Source organism: Fictibacillus barbaricus, from assembly GCF_031457135.1.
GTDB classification, from domain to species: domain Bacteria; phylum Bacillota; class Bacilli; order Bacillales; family Fictibacillaceae; genus Fictibacillus; species Fictibacillus barbaricus_A.
Genome location: NZ_JAVDWA010000003.1, coordinates 435,742 through 454,867, shown reverse-complemented (window position 1 = coordinate 454,867; position 19,126 = coordinate 435,742). Strand labels below are relative to the sequence as shown.

Below are 19,126 nucleotides of genomic sequence, written 5' to 3'. Positions count from 1 at the left end.
GTTAAGCTTTGTATAAATAAATTGCTGCAATTAAGACGCTAATACAAAATATGTTTAACTAAAATAGATCCACAACCCTAGCACACCGAAAGCGACCGGAAAAAGTGCAAATAATAGCATGATGACTTTTGTGATAACAAATGATTTTTCTGCAATTTTAGTAAAGAGTGCGAATTCCGAGTCCCATAGCCACTTGAATTTATCTTCGCGAAACCACCTGTGTTTTTCAAGTTCCTTCTCATGTTCTTCCGGAGTATATTTGAAAATGATCCAAAAGAAAAACAATGCGCCAGGGATGAAAAATAAAAGACCGAATAGGAGTGCGTCCATAAAACCAATCCTTACAAAGAGTTATCTATTTAATGCTGCAGAACATATATAATGATGCCAACGATATAAATGGATAAGGATACTATCCATTTTATTTTCGAATTAATGTTAGCTTTATCAATTAGGAATGATACAAGAAGTGAGATTACCACAATAACTATAGAAAGCCATATCGACTTCCATTCTTCAGGAACAGTATAGAGAAGCAGCCACATTAAACCCCAGCCAATTAATATCATTGGAGGACCAGACTTTTTTCTGTTTTTAATACGCTCGCTCCGTTTTGGTATTTGAGTTTCTTCCATTTTTCTATCCTTTCAAACACATTCATGATGAATTCATTTTACAATAAAAACCTATTAAAAAACCGTGATTTTTAAACAAGTGTTTAAATCCAGCTTACAAAAATAAAGCCAGAAACTATGTAAAATTATATTTGGCCCGTTCTTCATCTACAAGGGGACAATGCAGACTTGTCTTCAAAAATGAAGTGAATCTATATTTTTTGAATATTCAAAAATAATAGTTGTAAACGCTTTCTTAATGGTTTATTCTTTACATATAAATCCAAAACGTTTCGGGAGGCTAAGACCAATTGGCTACAATTAAGGACATAGCAAAAGAAGTAGGACTTTCAATAACAACTGTATCTAGAGCTCTTAATGATTATTATGACGTTAGTCCTAAGACTAAAAAAAGAGTGAAGGAAGTTGCCGAAGCGTTGAATTACAGTCCTAATCATATCGCTAGAAGCTTAGTTATGAAGAAAACAAAAACAATCGGTCTTCTTGTTTCAGACTTAATGCGTGAAGGGGTTAAAGATAACTTTACGTTTGAAGTTCTGACTGGGATTAACAAGTGTGCCGGTGATTTGGGATATGATTTAGTTTTGTTTAGTACGAGTTCAGATAAGCAAAAAGAAAAAACATACACTCAGCTATGCCGTGAAAGAAGGGTTGATGGTGTAATCATTTCTGGTATTAAGACAAGCGATCGCTATTTAACAGAAGTTGTTACAAGTGATATCCCTTGTGTATTGATTGATATACCCGTCAATTCAAATTCTGTGGGTTTCGTTACAACAGACAATGTATTAGGTGCTATGAAAGCTGTGCAGCACTTGATTGAGCTGGGACATACGGAAATCGCATTTATGAATGGGCATGATTTTGCTTATGTAAGCAAAAAGAGGTTAGAAGGCTATTTGTCAGCCCTGGAAAAAGCAGGACTCCCGATACATAATGAATGGATCGTAAATGGATCCTTTTTAGATAGTACTGCTGAAAAAGTAGCTTATGAACTGCTCCAGAACAATCCTGAAATTACTGCCATTTTTTGCGCAAGTGACCTGATGGCTCTAGGTGTAATTAAGGCAGCGACGAAGTTAAATATCAAAGTACCTGAAGATTTATCGATCGTAGGATATGATGATATCTTATTAGCGTCATATGTGACTCCTTCACTCACCACGATCTCACAAGACAAGTACCAAATGGGTTATCAGGCTGCAGAACTTTTAATTAGTATGTTAAAAGACAACACGACTCCTCATCAAAGATTATTAAACACTCACCTTGTCATCAGAGAATCTACCTCACTTCATAATAAACAATAATTCCTTACTAAAAATCCGAAACGTTAAAGATTACTTGGTTTGCCCTACAAAACCGAAACGTTTTTGATTCATACGTTTACTATTCATCAATTAAGGTTGCTTGTGACAGTGCTCGACCGCATCTAGTCTGTGAACTGTTACTTCAATATAAAAATTTTATGTGGGGGGTAAGAACAATGAAAAAAGGACGGCTGTTTTTAGCATTATCTTTATCTTTTGGTCTAATGTTAACAGGCTGCAGCAGTGATAGCTCTTCTGATGGAAAAGGAAAAGATGGAGATAAAGTGACATTGCGTGTAGGTACTTGGGAAGGCGGAGACGGACAAGCGATGCAGCAAAAAATTGCTGACGGTTATATGGCTAAGCATCCAGAAGTGAAAATCGTTATCGAATCGGTTCCAGATCAATATGGAACAAAGCTGCTCACGCAAATTGCTGCTGGTGATGCTCCTGATATCTTCCAAATTGGGGATGGGGACATTCGAACGTTTATGGAAAAAGGTGCTTTAGAAGAACTTACCCCATTTGTAGATGGTAAAAGCGGAATTAAAGAAGAAGATTATTATGAAAACGTCTTAAATGTAGGGAAGATTGACGATAAGCTTTATACAATGCCGAAAGACTATTCAACACTTGCTGTGTTTTATAACAAAACGTTGTTTGACAAAGCTGGTGTAGCTTATCCAGAAGCTGGCTGGACGTGGGATGACTTTTATGAAATCTCTAAGAAATTAACTAAAAAGGATAATGGAAAAATTGTTCAATGGGGAGTGAGATTGGGCGGTGCCGAACAGCGTTTCCTTTCACCTCTTCTTTATAGCTATGGAGGCAGTGTAATCAGTGATGATGGAAAGAAAATTGATGGCTATTTTAACAGTGATGGATCTAAAAAAGCTCTCAATCTATACAATGATATGTATTTTAAAGATAAAGTCGCACCTTCAACATCAGATACGGAAGCCTTTAAAGGTGTAGATTTATTTAGTGCCGGTAAAGTAGCAATGAACCTTATGGGTCGTTGGCCGGTTAATGATTACAAAGCAAATCCTGATCTTAAGTTCGGAACAGTTGAGCTGCCACAAGGTCCGAATGGTAAAGTAAACAGTATTTTCTATGCAGGATATGGTTTGTATTCGAAGTCAAAACATAAAGATGCTGCGTGGGATTATCTGAAATACTTGACAGGTAAAGAAGGGGCAGCAGTCTTCGCGGATCACGCGTTCACAGCTGTTAAATCAGTTGCAGAAGAAAAAGGACAAACGAATGATCCGGTGTTAAAGCCATTTGTAGATGGGATTAAGGATGTTCAAATTTTCCCTGAATTGATCAGCCCTTATTATGCTTCATCTGGGGCAAGAGATGTTTATATGAAATTTATGGAACAATTTATGACAGGGAAAAAGATGGATGTAGATAAAGAACTAGATAAAGCTGCTAAAGAGTCAGATGAGCTTCTCAAAAAAGCGGCTAAATAATAATTTAAGTTTTTAACCTAGTAAAAATAAGGTGGGCGCATGCCCACCTTATTGTAGATAAGAGAGGTGAGTACATGCAAAATGAAACGACTCCGGTTGTACCGAGAACCATCGTGCCAGTAAAGAAAAAGAAACTTACTGCAGCCCGAAAAGAAGAGTTGACCTTTTATGCTTTGATTTCTCCGTGGATCATTGGGTTTATCTTCTTTATAGTAGGACCAATGATTGCCTCGTTATATATAAGTTTTACGGATTGGGATTTGTTAACTTCAGCGTCATGGGTAGGTTTTGAAAATTATATAAAAGCTTTTACTGGGGATCCCTTGTTTTGGCAGGCTCTTAAGGTAACGATGATTTATTCCATATTCTCTGTTCCACTCGGACTAATTGTATCTCTAGGGATAGCCATGCTGCTCAATCAGGCTGTAAAAGGCATGTCGATATTTAGAACGATCTACTACTTGCCAGCTGTTGTGAGCGGTGTCGCCGTAATGGTTTTATGGATGTATATCTTTAATCCGCAGATTGGTCTCTTAAATACCATACTTAGTTATTTCGGTATTCAAGGACCTGGTTGGATTTTCGACCCGAAATGGGCGTTGTTCTCTATTATTATTATGAGTCTTTGGGGAGCGGGCGGAGGTATAATCATTTGGCTTGCAGGATTGAACGGCATTCCAAACTACCTGTATGAAGCCGCTGATCTAGACGGTGCCAGCAGGATACAGAAGTTTAGGCATATCACCGTCCCCATGCTGACACCAACCATTTTCTTTAACTTGATTACAGGCATCATCGGGGCACTTCAAACTTTTGGTCAAGCGTATGTAATGACTAAGGGAGGACCGATGAATTCTACTTTATTTTTTAACTATTACTTGTTCAGGAAAGCGTTTGAAGAGTTTGATATGGGATATGCTTCAGCTCTTGCATGGATCTTATTTATCATTATTTTTATTTTTACCCTCCTTGTTTTTAAATCTTCAGCTTTGTGGGTTCACTACGAGGGAGAAAGGAAGTAAAAGATGTCGATGAATGGGAGAGAGAAAATCACAAACAAAAAGAGATTGAAGCCTGCAAAAATAGTATGGCAAGTTATTGTCTATCTTTTACTAATAACTGGTGCGATCGTAATGCTTATCCCTTTTTTCTGGATGCTGTCAACTTCTTTAAAAGAATCGTTCCAAGTTTTTTCATTTCCTCCTAAATGGATACCTGATCCAATCAAATGGGATAACTATGTTTTGACCTTTAATTCCTTACCGTTCGGAAAATGGCTGGTAAACACGGTAATTATTACAGCATCTACGATTGTAGGCACATTGCTCTCATGTACAATTGTGGCTTACGGTTTTGCCAGGTTTAGAGCTCGAGGAAGAAATGTGCTATTTCTTGTGATGCTTGCCACGATGATGCTCCCTTCAGCGGTAACGATGATTCCAGTTTTTTATTTATTTAAGAGCTTGGGTTGGATCAATACCTTTTATCCTTTAATTGTTCCGGCTTTCTTTGGAAACGCCTTCTTTATTTTTCTGCTTCGTCAATTTTACATGTCGATCCCGACTGAACTTGAGGACGCAGCAAAAATCGATGGTCTCGGAACAGTCGGTATTCTTTGGAGAATCATTGTTCCGCTTACTATGCCAGCTTTAACTACGGTTGCCATCTTTCAGTTTAATGGAGCTTGGAACGATTTTATGGGTCCGTTGCTCTATTTAAGTAAACCGGATCTCTATACGTTAGCGCTAGGAATCAATTTCTTTAAAAGCCAGAACGATGTCCAATGGAACTACTTGATGGCTGCTTCATTAGTGACAATGCTGCCATCCTTGATTTTGTTCTTTGTAGGGCAAAAATATTTTATTGAAGGTATTTCTTTATCAGGCGGAATAAAAGGTTGATGGAGGAGGAGCGGTTATGAGCATTCAGGAGAAGAAAGAGTTAGGAAAAACGGGTGTTGACCAATTTATAGAAAGCAAGACCGATAACTTGCAAGATTTATATATAACATCAGGCGATCGAAGTTCAGTTATAGGATCTCAGAACGGACTATTCCCCGACTTCGGCCATCATGTCAAAGATGAGATGGGTGGAGTATGGACGCATCCTATTAAACTGTTGGATGGCTATTGGCTGCATGTAAAAGAAACGGATGATGAACAGGGGTTTTGGCTAAAGGAAGCAGATCGGTTTCATAATTATCCATTTTACAATGAGCACGATTATTCATTGGCCAATCATTTAGAGATTGTACGGCGTCAGTTCTGTCCCGATGGTACAGAAGGAGTGATCGTCTCCTACTTTGTAAAAAATGTTGGCGAAAGCGATCGGCAGTTTGATTTTTCTTTTTTAGGGAGAACCGAATTGAGCCCTGTCTGGTTTTCAGAGAATATTGGGTTTGAAGATGCTTTGGATGACGGAAAATTGGACGAGGAAAAAGGTGTATTTATTGGAAATGATTCAAAAAATCCTTGGTTCGTAGTGTTTGGCGGGGATCAATTTTTTGAAAAAGGAATCGTTGACCGTACATACTTCGGGCCTGAAAAGACGGTTGGAAAAGGTATTTCCGGTTTTCTAACTTATCAAAGTATCTCAATCAAAAAGGGGGAAACTACTGAACTTAATTTCTATATCGCGGGTTCAAATGAATCATTGGAAAGTGCATTGGAGTCTTTTGCGAGATTGAAAGAAAATAGAAAATCTCTTTTTGAATCAAAGAAGCAGCGCTATAACGATATGCTCCAAACAACGAATATTAAAATTCCAGATAAACACCTTGAAAAAGTATTCAACTGGAACAAATTCCATATGGATTGGCTCACGATGGAGGTCCCAGCGATCGGGAGAGGGCTTGCTGCGGGACATCCTGAGTATTCTTGGTGGTTTGGCTGCGACAACAGCTATGCTCTTCAAGGAAATCTGCCGATCGGGAACTTGGATTTGGCTAAAGATACGATTAACCTCATTCATGAGGTTTCTAAAGCAACTAACGGAAACGGCCGCATCATCCATGAAGTTACGACGTATGGTGCGGTTTCGAATAAAGGGAACACTCAGGAAACGCCGCATTTTATCAAGTGTGTGTGGGATATCTTTTTATGGACGGGAGATCTGCCGTTTTTAGAAAATATTTATCCGACTGTAAAAATGGGTATTCATTGGCTGCTTGAGGAAATGGATCCAGATCGTGACTTGCTGCCTGAAGGATACGGAATCATTGAAATTGAGGGTCTTAACGTTGAATTGATCGATTCTGCTGTTTATACCTATGAGGCACTGCGCGTTGGAGCACTGATGGCTCAAATTTTTCAGGAAAACAAAATAGCAGACGAATATACAGCTCTCGCTGACAAACTAAAAGAAGTCATCAATAATCAGCTTTGGATTGAAGACGAACAATTGTATGCAGATGCGATGGCAACACCCGAAATGGTCTTAGGAAGAATCGATTTATACATTGAACGAGCAAGAAGAGACGGTGCGGAAAAAGCAGCTGTTGAAATGGAAGTGATGAAAGAAAAAATGTCTAAGCTTGAACAAAATGTTCAACAGCCTTGGTTATTCAAAAACTGGGTCATCAATACGCCTATGGAAACGGGTCTTGCTCCCATGGAAAAAGCCATCCCAGCGTTAAACAGAATGGGTACTGATGAATTTACTGGAGAATGGGGGACCTATCTTTCTGGTATGTACCAGACGGCAATGATGACGATTTCGACAGGGGTGCAGGCGGTCGCGGAATGCCGGTATGATCGCAGTGATGAAGCGCTAAGGTATGTAAACTTGATAGCAAGCACATTCAATAAAAGACTCCCTGGGTCCATTTATGAAATGTCTCCGGATTATGGCTGTTTTGTTCAAGCATGGACTTCATATGGTCTTGTGACGCCTTTAATTAGCTACTTTTTTGGTATTCAACCGACAGCTTACTGGAATGAAGTAACGATACGGCCAAGACTTCCGAAAAGCTGGAATCAAGCTGAAGTTGAAAACGTGAAGATCGGAACAGGTGAACGATCAAACGAAGTAAATGTATCTATTTTATTAGGTGATACAGAGGATAGATATGAAATCTCTCTAAAAGAGGGTGGATGGAAGTTGATTATCGATCTGCCGCTTGAGCATCGGTCTAAAGTTTTTGTAGATGATGGGGAAGCAGAAATTGCCTCAGGTCAAATTACGATAAACGATGCATCCAGCCATACCGTTCGTGTATGTAAATAAAACAACTAAACGTACTTAAACAGCACACAGGAGGAAAAATGCAATGGAGGGAACTCGGTATATAGGGAAGATTTTTAGTTTATGCGAATGGATCGCTCGACTAGCCTATTTAAATATTCTATGGATTCTTTTTACTTGTGCCGGGTTGATTCTGTTTGGGCTTGTGCCAGCAACAACGGCAATGTTTGCAGTGACTAGAAAATGGGTGCTTGGAAACAGCGACATTAAAATCTTTACAACCTTTTGGAAGATTTACCGGAAAGAATTTATTCAGGTGCAGCCGTTTGGACTATTACTTATTTTGATAGGATTCGTATTTTGGATCGATTACCAGTTTTATATGGAAGGAAATGCTACTGTTTTTCTCCCTGTAAAACTTTTCTTAGTTGGTTTATTTGTCCTATACGTTTTATTCCTATTTTTTATGTTCCCAGTCTACGTCCATTATGAATTTAAGCCTTTCCAGTATGTTAAAAATGTTTTGCTGATTGTAGTGTCTTATCCCTTACAATGTATTCTCATGATTTGCGGAAGTGTATTCATGTTTTTATTCGTCATTAACTTTTCTGGAATTGCTCTCTTTTTAGGCGGGAGTTCTCTAGCCTTTTGGATTACCTTAATCAGTCACCAAGTCTTTGCAAAAATGGAACAAAAAATTAAACATTCAGGAGCAGATCACATATGAATAAAAAATTAAGAGTGGGCATCATAGGCTGTGGTGGAATAGCAAACGGAAAACATATGCCTTCACTAAAAAAGCTGGATACTGTAGAAATGGTCGCATTTTGTGATCTTGTGGAAGAGCGTGCGATAAAGGCAAAAGAGGAGTTTGGGGGAGAAGAGTCAATTGTCTATCAAGACTATCAAGAGCTGTTAAATGATTCTTCCATTGATGTCGTGCATGTGTGTACGCCGAATGATTCTCATGCTGAAATTACGGTTGCAGCTTTAGAGTCAGGAAAACATGTCATGTGTGAAAAACCTATGGCAAAAACTTCAGAAGAAGCAGAAAAAATGCTTGAAGCAGCAAAACGAACGGGAAAGAAATTAACGATCGGTTACCAAAACCGTTATCGGCCAGATAGTCAGTATTTACAAAAATATTGTGAAGAAGGCGGACTTGGTGAAGTCTATTTTGCAAAAGCGCAAGCCATTAGACGTCGTGCCGTTCCAACTTGGGGTGTTTTTCTCGACGAGGAGAAACAAGGCGGTGGACCTCTCATCGATATTGGTACCCATGCTCTCGACTTAACTTTATGGATGATGAATAATTATAAGCCCAAGGCAGTATTAGGATCGAGCTTTCACAAATTGGGTCAGAAAAAAGATGCAGCAAACGCATGGGGTTCATGGAATCCAGAAGAATTCACAGTGGAAGATTCTGCATTCGGATTCATCACAATGGAAAATGGCGCAACCATTATTCTAGAGTCCAGCTGGGCATTAAACACTCTCCAAATCGGAGAAGCAAGATGTGTGCTTTCAGGGACAGAAGGTGGAGCGGATATGGAAGACGGGCTCAGACTAAATGGTGAAAAGTTCGGAAAGCTGCACACACAGAAAGTAGATCTTTCTTCTACCGGAGTTGCGTTTTATGATGGAAAAACGGAAAACGATTCAGATCTGGAAGCAAGACTATGGATCGAATGCATATTGAACGAAACAGAACCAGTTGTAAAGCCAGAGGAAGCACTGGTTGTTACGCAAATTCTTGAAGCAATCTATGAATCCTCTAGAACAGGGAAGGCAGTGTATTTCTAATATTCTTCAGCCCGTTTACTATTTTTTCGAATTAAATAAAACCCAAAAAAGCCAGACACTGATTGATTAGGTGTCTGGCAAAGTTTTAAATAACTTTTTCACTAGAATTCACTTCTGTATCATCATCCTCCAGTTCATCAAACACTCCGAATTCTTCTTCGATCGGAAGGAGTTTATGGCGTCCGACTGCAAAATAGTAGACTGTTCCTAAACCGTAAATGAACAGCAATACTCCGATTAGCGGAACGTTAACCCCAAAGAGTGGGAGTGTTTCGTCAATTACTTGCAAACCTCTATGAGCAATAACAAGATTTCTAGGAGTAAAAGTGCCTATTCTATGAGCAAAATCGAAAATCTATGAGCAAAAACGCTATTTTTATGAGCAAAAAAGAGATTTCTATGATCAGTTCTGTAACAAATTAAAATAAGACGTACCGTAAAGGAGAAAAAACGCGAAATGGCACTTTCTCGTAATGAAGCTGTTATTAATTCAAGACCTTCTCTTAACTAAATGTTAGTATAGTATTATCATTTGAAATGAGGTGTCACTTTGAAAAAAATCAAATTAGGTACTAGTGATTTACAGGCAGGTGAAATTTCTCTCGGCTGTATGCGTATGGCTGATCTTTCTAAACAAGATGCAAGACACGTGATTGAAAATGCGATGGAACTCGGAGTGAACTTGTTCGACCATGCCGATATTTATGGCGGCGGAAAATCGGAGGAAGTCTTTGCGGACGCGATTGATATGAATCCTTCAATTCGTGAAAAAATGCTGATTCAGACAAAATGTGGCATTCGAAATGGTTTTTTCGATTTTTCAAAAGAGCATATTCTGCAATCGGCGGATAACAGTCTAGAGCGTTTAAAAACCGATTATATTGATATTTTCCTTCTTCATCGTCCAGATACGTTGATGGACCCTGAGGAAGTGGCAGAAGCTTTCACAAGATTAAAGGAAAACGGGAAAGTCCGTTATTTTGGTGTAAGTAACCAAAACCCGATGCAAATTGAACTATTGAAGAAATATTTGAAGGAAGATTTAATTGTCAATCAACTGCAATTCAGCCTTATGCACACTCCATTAGTTGATGCGGGCTTAAACGTTAACATGCAGCATGACCCATCGATTGTCCGTGATAGCAGTCTTCTCGAATATAGCCGTCTCAATGATATGACAATCCAGGCTTGGTCTCCATTCCAATATGGAATGATTAAAGGACCATTCGTAGGTAACGAACAATTCCCTGAGGTAAACGCGAAGCTTCAGGAAATGGCGGAAAAAAAAGGTGTAACAGATTCGGCGATAGCGATCGCATGGATTCTGCGCCACCCTGCAAAATTCCAGCCGGTTGTCGGTTCAATGAATCCAGGCCGTTTAGCTGATATCGCAAAAGCATCTCACGTTGAATTAACAAGAGAAGAATGGTACGACCTATACAGATCAGCAGGCAATACGCTGCCTTAAGAGATTAGTTAAACATAATTTGAAAGATAGAAAAACGGACACCCCCCTTTTGGTGAAGAAAAGGGGGGTGTTTTTAACGCTCTAAAGCATTTATGGGGACAGACCCCATAAATGGACATATTGATTATTTGTACGTGTGAAACAGACACAATTAGACAAATGGTTTATAAAAGTGACACTATTTCCTAGGGAATAGTGTCTAAATACGATGACAGTTAAATTATTCTTTGCTCTTAACTGTTGCCGTGAAGTGAAAGGATAGATACCTAGCTACGAGCTTTTTTGCGGAAACACCGGAATTGCTATAAGATAACAGTAGAATACATACAAATTTTGTGAGGAAGAGTTGTACGGATAACGAAAGGAAAGAATGATAGATATAAAGAAAACTTTATCCATTTACCTTTCATTTTATCGTGTCAATTTAGGAGGAACCATGCTGCAAAAATTCGGTTTTTCACAATATGAAAGTCAAGTTTTTGAAGTTCTTGCATCGAGTGAGGAACCGATGGATGCGACGAACATCGTTAAATATTCTGGAGTTCCTAAATCAAAAATATATGAAGTGCTAACCCGCATGATCGAGAAAGGGATGGTACTCGATTCGGTTTCTGAAAAGAAAAAATTGTATACGGCGCTTCCGCTTTCTACCGTAATCGAAAAATTAACCACAGAATTTCAGGAAAACGTCGAGCAGTTAAAATCGAATACGAACAAGAGAAAGTTTTACGATGAACATGTTTGGAGCTTAAAAGTGGATTCATCAATCCGGGCCCAAACGAGGCAGCTTCTGCAGAGCGCAGAAAAATCTATAAAGGTTTCAGCATGGCATGACGACATCCTTGAAATATTGCCTCTTTTACAAGAAAAAGAAGAGCAGGGAGTAGATGTGGAAGTTTTAGTCGTCGGCGAGCTAAAATCACCATTATCAAATGTACATACCTTAATCCCAGCACAAGAACATCATTCCTTAGAGCGGTTTCGCTTAGTTGTTGTGGATGAGGAAGAGGTCATTTTTGCAGGTGTGGAGAATGAAAGCTGGCAGGCGTTAAAAACTAAATCCCGGCCGTTTATCAAAGTGTTCATCGAGTTCTTTTATCATGATGTGGCACTGGCAAAAATCAATGAAAAACACGCTGAGATGCTTATGAATGATGAAGAAATCAGAAGTGTATTGATGAAATTGAGATATTAAGGATAGAGAAAAGGAGGCTTATATCATAATCGATATAGAACCTCCTTTTTTTAATGCTTATTTATCTTCTGAACTTACAACTTCTAACGCCATTTCAATCATGTCGTTGAATGTTGTTTGGCGCTCTTCTGATGTTGTTTCTTCGCCAGTGAAGATGTGATCACTAACCGTTAAAATTGAAAGTGCGTTCACACCGTATTTCGCTGCGATCGTGTACAATGCTGTAGTTTCCATCTCTACTGCTAATACGCCGTTTTCAGCCAATTTTTTCACGATATCCATGCTTTCGCGGTAGAACAAATCAGCTGTTAATACGTTACCAGCTTTGATTTTTAAGCCTTTTTCTGTTCCAGCATCATACGCTTTTTTAAGCAAATCAAAGTTTGCACATGGAGCGAAATCGATGCCTGGGAAAGACAAGTGGTTCATACGAGAATCTGTAGAAGCTGTCATTGCTAAAATTACGTCACGGACCTTTACGTCCTGCTGGATCGCACCGCAAGTTCCAACGCGGATCAAGTTTTTTACTCCATATTCACGGATCAATTCGTTTACATAGATACCAATTGAAGGAATCCCCATGCCTGTCCCTTGTACAGATACGCGTTTTCCTTTGTACGTTCCAGTGAATCCTAACATTCCGCGAACTTCGTTGTAGCAAGTTACGTCTTCTAAAAATGTTTCAGCAATATATTTTGCACGAAGCGGGTCTCCTGGTAAAAGAATACTTTCTGCAATTTCACCTTGTTTTGCACCGATATGAATACTCATGTTGTCCACCATTACAGCCTTGAAATCAGACGTGTAATGGCTTCACCTCCTTAAATTTTATCTCTACCTTCATCATGCCATAGTTTTCGCTTCTGTGGAACTTGTGGAGTGTTCTTTTTTACTCATTGAAAAAACAGCTGCACCTAAAGCCAGTATGACCAAAAAACCGCCAACTGTTGCATTCATCTCTACAGATGCATTTTCAATCACGATTCCGCCGATCATGGACCCGAAAGCAATGCCGAAGTGAAGCGCAGAGTTGTTCAAGCTTTGCTGAATATCAGATGTTTCTGGAGAAGACTCAATAAGATAGCTTTGCATGGCTGGTGTGATCGCCCAGCTGAGCATGCTCCATATGATCATGACTGCTAAAAATAACGGAAAAGCAAAGGTTGTATATGGAATCATAAAGATTGAAATGCCAAAAACTATAATAACAGAAATGATAGTTGGTTTCGTGCCAAATCGATCGGCAAGTGATCCGCCAATGCCCCCGCCAAATACAGCAGCAACACCGAATATCAAATATACGATGCTGACCCATGTCCCGTTAAGGCCCAGCGTCATCTTTAAAAACGGTGTTAAATATCCGTATAACGTAAGATGACCAGCGAGGAACAGGAAAGAAGTAAGCTGTGCAAATAAAACGATTCGGTCTTTTAATGTACGAAGCTGCTGCATAATTGGGATAACTGGCTTTGGATCAAGCCCCTCCATAAAGAAATAGACACCGAGGATCGATAATACGGTTAGTGCAGCAATAAAAATAAATGGAGCGCGCCAACCGAAGGCATTTCCGAGCATTAAGCCGATCGGAATGCCAAGTACGAGGGATGAACTGATTCCCATAAATACGACGCCAATTGCCCGAGCACGATATTTTTCATCCACAATATTTGAAGCGATCGTCACACATAGTACAACGAGTAACGACCCGCTTGCCGCCGATAAAATCCGTGCGATTAGCAACATTGTATAAGTGGTACTTATGATAACTAAAGCGGTTCCTATTAAAAATACAAATAGGGAGATAAGAGTTAATCGCTTTCTCTCAATTCTAGCAGTCATCGTCAGCAGGATAGGTGCCGCAATGGCGAACACGAGTGAGAAAACGGTAATGAGGAACCCAGCTTTTCCAAGACTAACGTTAAGATCGTCAGCTATTAAATCTAATATCCCACCTATAATTAATTCGACCATTCCTACTACAAACGAAACGATCGTCAATAAATAAACACGTTTGTTCATGTATATCTACCTTCTTTTATTAAAAGTTACCCCTGTAATGGTAACTTATTCAGAGAGGTATATCAATCATTAATTTATATGAAGAAAGCCTCTCAATCTCTGCTGAGAGGCTTTCTAAGTAATGGTTCCGCGATCCACTTGTTCGTTCAAAATTTTCATGTTGTGTTTAACGGCTGATGAAACATCACAAAGGGCATCGATTGCGTTTGCTTCTTGATCTGATAATTGATACACGATGTCTTTAAAGAGCAAATCCATTTCTTCTAAAATCCCCATGGCTGCTAGGTTGTAAAGATGCACGTTGTAGTATTTCGTCTGGCTGAAGAGAGCAGAGTAGAGGTATGGTTTGAAGTTCTGAAGAAGCTGTGGGTAAAAAATGATTAGATTTCCGATTCCCCGTCGAAGGCCTTCTACCGTGTCGGCCATTTCATCGATTGGTTCGAGTGCGTCATATACTTTTTGGCGAATTTTATCATCAAAATCAGTGAAGAACCCGATGAGTTTACCTGGAACCGTTCCGTTAAGAGCTACTTGCAAACCGCCTTTTATGACAGAAGAAATGCTTTCAAGGGTTTGTTCGAGCATTCTGGTGAAGCCTTCTAGTCCCACGAGAATAGGGAGAAGGACCGTATGAGAGACTTGTGTGACTTTGCTGAAGGCGAGTTCGAGTTGTATTTCTAACAGTTTCATCCCCATTTTTAGATAAGGAGAACCTTCAAGGTGGTACGTTTGGGTGGCTTCTGTTGTTGGGGCTCCAAGGGAAGCGGTAGCCCCGTTGCGGATCGCTTCTGCAAGCAACGTGTCGCGATTCTCAAAATCTGCCGCGACATACGTGACTTGTCTCTCATAGTCAGCCAGATGCTTTCCAATCAGCTTATTGTTATTGCTGATGATGGTATAATGCGCCTGAAGTTCACCGACAACAGCGTCCATAAAATGATCGGTTCCGCCCTCAAACAATTCAGGAATCTTGCTTGCTACAAAGTGTGGCAACACTTGTGCAAGGTTGTCTACATCTGAACGAATCATGAGCAAAAAATTACGGGCATCTGTAAAAAGAGATTCTGTACTAATGTTCTGATGGAAAACATGTTCCACGATTTCAGCTGGTGGGGAATTCAGAACAAAATTCAATGCCTGAGCCTTTGATTCTGCTGTGTTCAAAAGGGTGATCAAGCCATCAATCGATGATTTTAAAAGATAACCGGATGTTGTAATTCCTGCAAATAGGGGGCTCCCGGCTGCCTCTTCGAACATCGTTCGAAACGTTTCCTGCAAGCGGGAGAGCCTTTCGTAGTAACGGCTTCCTTCATCTTGGACAATTTCATTGGAATGCTTTAAGTAGGTCTCCACCAGATCGACGCGTTTGATTACATGGCTTTTTAAAGAAGTGGCGAGTACATCCATCTGTTTTTGATCGATGTGAATACGTTCCGTTTTTTCGCTATAGAGCGGTTTTCCAGTCCATATGCTTGAAACAATATGAGCATCCGCGTCAATATAGATCTTTCCGTAGCCAGGTTTGCCGGGTTCACCGACTATATAATATTGAATACCATTATCATCATTATTACCTATATAACCAGTATGATTGGTTGCAAACTTAGACAATTCAGGAATTCCATTGTTGATAACGTATTGTTTACCAGGAATACGATGCCCAAGATTTAGAGCTGTCTCTATCTTTGTTAGACCGTCGTATTTACTGAAATAATTAGTGATATTCGTGTATTTTTTGTCTGGATCCACAACTCCATCAGGTAACAGTGCAGGATTCAGTGTTACTGTTTTTACATCAGGATGCAGTACACCGACAGCATTAGCGTTCCCTCCGCCTAAAGAGTTTCCGCAAACATACGATACATGACCAATTTTATTTTCTACAAAATCGAAATAGTCGCGGGCAGCCTGAAGTTGAGAAGGCATACGATCACTTAACAGATTGGCGTCGGTTACCAAATCCGTGCCTTGAGAAGAATCTGTGCCCGTATAGGCAATAATGATTTCTCCTGTAGCTGTATTTTTTAAAGTCACAGCATCAAGACCCGTAGGATGATTATAGTTTGTATTCATTACCTTGTACCAATTACCGTTTACAGGCACTTTTTTGTCCTTAGTAAGTGTTCGATAAGAGTGGTAACCAGCTATTTCAACTAAATCTTGATCACGAGTCGTTATACTTATTTGAGAAATGTTTTCTTCTGAAGGAGAAGGTTTCTTTATAGAGTTTATCAATATAATTCCTCCTCTATTTTTTTGGAATATAATCTTTATCAAAGGTTTCGATCGTGTTTTGTTTTGAATTAATCGCGTTCGTTTTATCGACTGTATTATCATGAAGGTTAAGGCTATACATTCCCATAGGTAATCCGTCCATTTTTTCAATATCGGCTTTTAGCTGGTCAAATATTTTTTGTTCAGGCTCAGCATCCTTTTCTTTCATATAAAGGTGAATAGTAATAATAAAATCTTTTGGTAAGTGCTCTGTTTGTTTGAATGCCGATTTCCACTGTTCACTTGAGGTGTTTGGATTCTTGATGTATTGTTCGTAAAGCTGAGTGAATGATCGGTCATAAACCGTTGCATAATAATAACGAGTCATGAAACCGTCTCCAGCTGCTTTATCAATGGCTTCTTGTTTCATAAAAACAACGGGATATTTATTTGCAAATTGTTTTAAATAAGCTTCTAGTGTTTTGAATTCATCTTCATATATCATTCCGTATATGCCATCCATTATGGCACCTTCTACTTGTCCTTCTTGTGTCCATATTCCATCTGTCATCACTTTTTCTTGCTCGATATCAATAGGGACAATCGCATATGTATAAAAGTGCGGTTTACCTAAGGATTCAACAATGACTGTAGCTCCATCTACTGCGCCTACTATGTTATTAACTTTCACTTTTGTTTTATATTTGTTGAGAAAGAATTTTTCTACATCTGTTATAATTTCTTTCTTATGCTTTTGAGCAATTTTGTCAGTTTTTTCTCCGTTATCCAGTTTTAAGCCTTCGCCGGTATATGATGATACGCTTACTTCTGTTTCTGGCCTTTTAGGATCGTTTTGTGCTGTACTCTTCATATTCAAACATCCTCCTAACAGCATTAATGTTGTAATTCCAGTGACTAACTTCAATTTATGATTAATAGACTTTTTTTTAATTTTCATCTGGAAAACCTCCTTGGTTTAATAGATTCTAAAGCTGTGAAATAAAATTTTTTATTTTTACTTTGTTATAGAGACAGATAATTTGCGTTCTATGGTATTATCACTTGTTCCATCCGATGAATCTGCCAAAATGTTATTATCATTCAAGTATACGCTGTAATCTCCAGGGGGCAGGTTGTTCATTGACTTAAGATCAGCAATGATAGTATCAAGAATTTTCTGATCTGGCTTTTTTCCTTCTCCCATAAACAATTGAATGGTGATGAGGTATCCTTCTGGGTCCATCTTCAGAGATTGTACTTTGTTTTTCCATTCTTCTTTAGTTGTTTTAGGGTTTTGGAGATATGTGTCAAAGAGTGGATCGAAAGCATAATCGAGTACAGAAATATAATAGTAGGGTGTGGTGAAGCCGGTTGAACGAGTGTTTTGAATGGCTTTTTCATTTAGACCGATAATCGGATATTTTGAGACTGTTTTGTTTAAGTAATTGTCTAATTCTTTTAACTGATTATGATAAGCCATGCCGTAAATTCCGCTTCTGATAGATGTTTCAACTTGCCCCTCTTGCGTCCAAATGCCATTTTTAATTACTTTCTTTTGGCTGTTTATTGGCACGATGGCATACGTATAAAAGTGCGGCTCTCCAATAGACTCAACAAATATGGTTGCGCCGTCTTTGTTTCCGACGATGTTATGTACTTTTACTTTTGTTTTGTACTTATCTAAGAAAAATTGTTTTGTTGCTTTATCGATTTCTTTTCGATGTGCTTCAGCGATTTTATCGTTTTCTTCTCCATTAGGCAGTTCATAGCCTTGCCCCGTATAATCCTCCACACTTACCATATTGTCCTTTTCCGTTTCGTTTTTCATCAAGCATCCTGTAAGCAGAATAGTTACACTTAAAAGAGGAATAATCAGCTTTTTGTTCAAAAACAACTCGTTAAACCTCCTTGTTTTCCTTGGTTATTGTTTAATAATATAATCAGGATTTGCCCGTTGGATCGTATTGTCTTTTGTTCCGTCAGCAGAATCTTTGAGGATGTAATTGTCGTTCAAGTAAACACTGTAGTAACCAGGCGAAAGAGTGGTCATATTCTCAAGATCTGACACGATGACATCCAATATTTTTTGATCTGGTTTTTGTTTTTTACCTTTCATAAATAAATGAATTGTAACGCGATATCCTCTTGGGTCAATCTTCAATGATTGCGCTTTGATTTTCCATTCTTCTTTTGTCGTTTTAGGATTTTGTATATAGGATTCATAGAATTCGTCGTAAGCATCGTCAAGCACGGTAATATAATAGTAAGGAGTGGTGAACCCGGTAGAAAATGTGTTTTGAACGGCTTCATCTCTTACCCCAATGACTGGGTGTTCCGATACAAATTTTCCTAGATAGTTGTCTAAATCTTTTAATTGTTCATCATAAATCATGGCATAAATACCGCTCATAATAGATCCTTCTACCTGACCTTCTTGGGTCCAAATGCCTTTCGTAATTACTTTTTCATCACCATTTATTGGGACGATGGCATACGTGTAAAAGTGTGGTTCTCCTATCGACTCGACAAATATGGTTGCGCCGTCTTTGTTTCCGACGATGTTATGTACTTTTACTTTTGTTTTGTACTTGTCTAAGAAAAATGCCTTTGTCGCTTTATCGATTTCTTTAAGATGCGCTTCAGCGATTTTATCGTTTTCTTCTCCATTAGGCAGTTCATAGCCTTGCCCCGTATAATCCTGCACACTTACCATATTGTCCTTTTCCGTTTCGTTTTTCATTAAGCATCCTGTAAGGATTAGCATACTTAATAGAGTAATAGCTAGCTTTTTATGTAAAAACAACCGCTGAACCTCCTTGAGTCTA

General features: G+C 38.9%; 18 protein-coding genes. 9 read left to right on the top strand and 9 right to left on the bottom strand.

What is annotated here, in order from left to right:
• Positions 1 to 54 precede the first annotated feature (54 nt).
• Together J2X07_RS11225 and J2X07_RS11220 are read right to left on the bottom strand one after the other, a co-directional pair.
• Positions 55 to 330, bottom strand: a complete 276-nt coding sequence (locus J2X07_RS11225; RefSeq protein ID WP_310258799.1) for a hypothetical protein — start codon at positions 328 to 330, stop codon at positions 55 to 57.
• Positions 331 to 359: 29 nt separating this feature from the next.
• Entirely contained in the window at positions 360 to 635 is a 276-nt protein-coding gene (locus J2X07_RS11220; protein WP_310258798.1) for a hypothetical protein, read from the bottom strand.
• A gap of 290 nt (positions 636 to 925) precedes the next feature.
• On the opposite strand from J2X07_RS11220, the gene J2X07_RS11215 reads away from it, so the two are divergent.
• The 7 genes from J2X07_RS11215 to J2X07_RS11185 all read left to right on the top strand — a co-directional run bounded on the left by J2X07_RS11215 (position 926) and on the right by J2X07_RS11185 (position 9,405).
• Complete coding sequence (locus J2X07_RS11215; RefSeq protein WP_310258797.1) at positions 926 to 1,945, top strand: LacI family DNA-binding transcriptional regulator; 1,020 nt, start codon at positions 926 to 928, stop codon at positions 1,943 to 1,945.
• Positions 1,946 to 2,121: 176 nt separating this feature from the next.
• Positions 2,122 to 3,420 (top strand): ABC transporter substrate-binding protein, encoded by a 1,299-nt coding sequence (locus J2X07_RS11210; RefSeq protein ID WP_310258796.1) that lies wholly within the window; start codon positions 2,122 to 2,124, stop codon positions 3,418 to 3,420.
• Between the two features lie 74 nt (positions 3,421 to 3,494).
• Positions 3,495 to 4,442, top strand: coding sequence for a carbohydrate ABC transporter permease (locus tag J2X07_RS11205; RefSeq protein WP_310258795.1), 948 nt, complete (start codon positions 3,495 to 3,497; stop codon positions 4,440 to 4,442).
• A gap of 3 nt (positions 4,443 to 4,445) precedes the next feature.
• A complete protein-coding gene (locus J2X07_RS11200) occupies positions 4,446 to 5,321 on the top strand; it encodes a carbohydrate ABC transporter permease (protein ID WP_310258794.1) in 876 nt (291 codons plus the stop codon).
• A 16-nt stretch (positions 5,322 to 5,337) separates the two neighbouring features.
• Positions 5,338 to 7,644, top strand: coding sequence for a glycogen debranching protein (locus J2X07_RS11195; protein ID WP_310258793.1), 2,307 nt, complete (start codon positions 5,338 to 5,340; stop codon positions 7,642 to 7,644).
• 43 nt (positions 7,645 to 7,687) lie between these two features.
• Positions 7,688 to 8,329, top strand: coding sequence for a YesL family protein (locus J2X07_RS11190; protein ID WP_310258792.1), 642 nt, complete (start codon positions 7,688 to 7,690; stop codon positions 8,327 to 8,329).
• A complete protein-coding gene (locus J2X07_RS11185; protein ID WP_310258791.1) occupies positions 8,326 to 9,405 on the top strand; it encodes a Gfo/Idh/MocA family protein in 1,080 nt (359 codons plus the stop codon). The genes J2X07_RS11190 and J2X07_RS11185 overlap by 4 nt, the downstream gene beginning before the upstream one ends.
• Positions 9,406 to 9,490: 85 nt before the next feature.
• Here the strand turns inward: J2X07_RS11185 and J2X07_RS11180 are convergent, their stop codons facing one another.
• The gene (locus J2X07_RS11180; protein ID WP_310258790.1) at positions 9,491 to 9,694 is read right to left on the bottom strand and encodes a hypothetical protein; all 204 of its coding nucleotides are present in this window, start codon (positions 9,692 to 9,694) and stop codon (positions 9,491 to 9,493) included.
• Positions 9,695 to 9,955: 261 nt separating this feature from the next.
• On the opposite strand from J2X07_RS11180, the gene J2X07_RS11175 reads away from it, so the two are divergent.
• A complete protein-coding gene (locus J2X07_RS11175) occupies positions 9,956 to 10,873 on the top strand; it encodes an aldo/keto reductase (RefSeq protein ID WP_310258789.1) in 918 nt (305 codons plus the stop codon).
• Positions 10,874 to 11,309: 436 nt separating this feature from the next.
• Positions 11,310 to 12,068, top strand: a complete 759-nt coding sequence (locus tag J2X07_RS11170; protein WP_310258788.1) for a TrmB family transcriptional regulator — start codon at positions 11,310 to 11,312, stop codon at positions 12,066 to 12,068.
• Positions 12,069 to 12,125: 57 nt separating this feature from the next.
• On the opposite strand, the gene deoD is transcribed toward J2X07_RS11170, so the two are convergent.
• From deoD to J2X07_RS11140, 6 genes are all read right to left on the bottom strand, one after another.
• Positions 12,126 to 12,839 (bottom strand): purine-nucleoside phosphorylase, encoded by a 714-nt coding sequence (deoD, locus tag J2X07_RS11165; RefSeq protein WP_310258787.1) that lies wholly within the window; start codon positions 12,837 to 12,839, stop codon positions 12,126 to 12,128.
• 72 nt (positions 12,840 to 12,911) lie between these two features.
• A complete protein-coding gene (locus J2X07_RS11160) occupies positions 12,912 to 14,087 on the bottom strand; it encodes an MFS transporter (RefSeq protein ID WP_310258786.1) in 1,176 nt (391 codons plus the stop codon).
• 114 nt (positions 14,088 to 14,201) lie between these two features.
• Complete coding sequence (locus tag J2X07_RS11155) at positions 14,202 to 16,319, bottom strand: SA1320 family protein (protein WP_396194127.1); 2,118 nt, start codon at positions 16,317 to 16,319, stop codon at positions 14,202 to 14,204.
• A 16-nt stretch (positions 16,320 to 16,335) separates the two neighbouring features.
• A complete protein-coding gene (locus J2X07_RS11150) occupies positions 16,336 to 17,259 on the bottom strand; it encodes a DUF1672 family protein (protein ID WP_310258784.1) in 924 nt (307 codons plus the stop codon).
• Between the two features lie 57 nt (positions 17,260 to 17,316).
• Complete coding sequence (locus J2X07_RS11145; protein WP_310258783.1) at positions 17,317 to 18,195, bottom strand: DUF1672 family protein; 879 nt, start codon at positions 18,193 to 18,195, stop codon at positions 17,317 to 17,319.
• Between the two features lie 27 nt (positions 18,196 to 18,222).
• Positions 18,223 to 19,104: a DUF1672 family protein gene (locus J2X07_RS11140; RefSeq protein WP_310258782.1), complete on the bottom strand. Its 882-nt coding sequence runs from the start codon at positions 19,102 to 19,104 to the stop codon at positions 18,223 to 18,225.
• Positions 19,105 to 19,126: the final 22 nt, after the last annotated feature.

Coding starts and splice junctions, on each gene's coding strand:
- J2X07_RS11225 (WP_310258799.1), bottom strand. CDS start 330: ATGGACGCACTCCTATTCGGTCTTTTATTTTTCATCCCTGGCGCATTG.
- J2X07_RS11220 (WP_310258798.1), bottom strand. CDS start 635: ATGGAAGAAACTCAAATACCAAAACGGAGCGAGCGTATTAAAAACAGA.
- J2X07_RS11210 (WP_310258796.1), top strand. CDS start 2,122: ATGAAAAAAGGACGGCTGTTTTTAGCATTATCTTTATCTTTTGGTCTA.
- J2X07_RS11205 (WP_310258795.1), top strand. CDS start 3,495: ATGCAAAATGAAACGACTCCGGTTGTACCGAGAACCATCGTGCCAGTA.
- J2X07_RS11200 (WP_310258794.1), top strand. CDS start 4,446: ATGTCGATGAATGGGAGAGAGAAAATCACAAACAAAAAGAGATTGAAG.
- J2X07_RS11195 (WP_310258793.1), top strand. CDS start 5,338: ATGAGCATTCAGGAGAAGAAAGAGTTAGGAAAAACGGGTGTTGACCAA.
- J2X07_RS11190 (WP_310258792.1), top strand. CDS start 7,688: ATGGAGGGAACTCGGTATATAGGGAAGATTTTTAGTTTATGCGAATGG.
- J2X07_RS11185 (WP_310258791.1), top strand. CDS start 8,326: ATGAATAAAAAATTAAGAGTGGGCATCATAGGCTGTGGTGGAATAGCA.
- J2X07_RS11170 (WP_310258788.1), top strand. CDS start 11,310: ATGCTGCAAAAATTCGGTTTTTCACAATATGAAAGTCAAGTTTTTGAA.
- deoD (WP_310258787.1), bottom strand. CDS start 12,839: ATGAGTATTCATATCGGTGCAAAACAAGGTGAAATTGCAGAAAGTATT.
- J2X07_RS11160 (WP_310258786.1), bottom strand. CDS start 14,087: ATGAACAAACGTGTTTATTTATTGACGATCGTTTCGTTTGTAGTAGGA.
- J2X07_RS11150 (WP_310258784.1), bottom strand. CDS start 17,259: ATGAAAATTAAAAAAAAGTCTATTAATCATAAATTGAAGTTAGTCACT.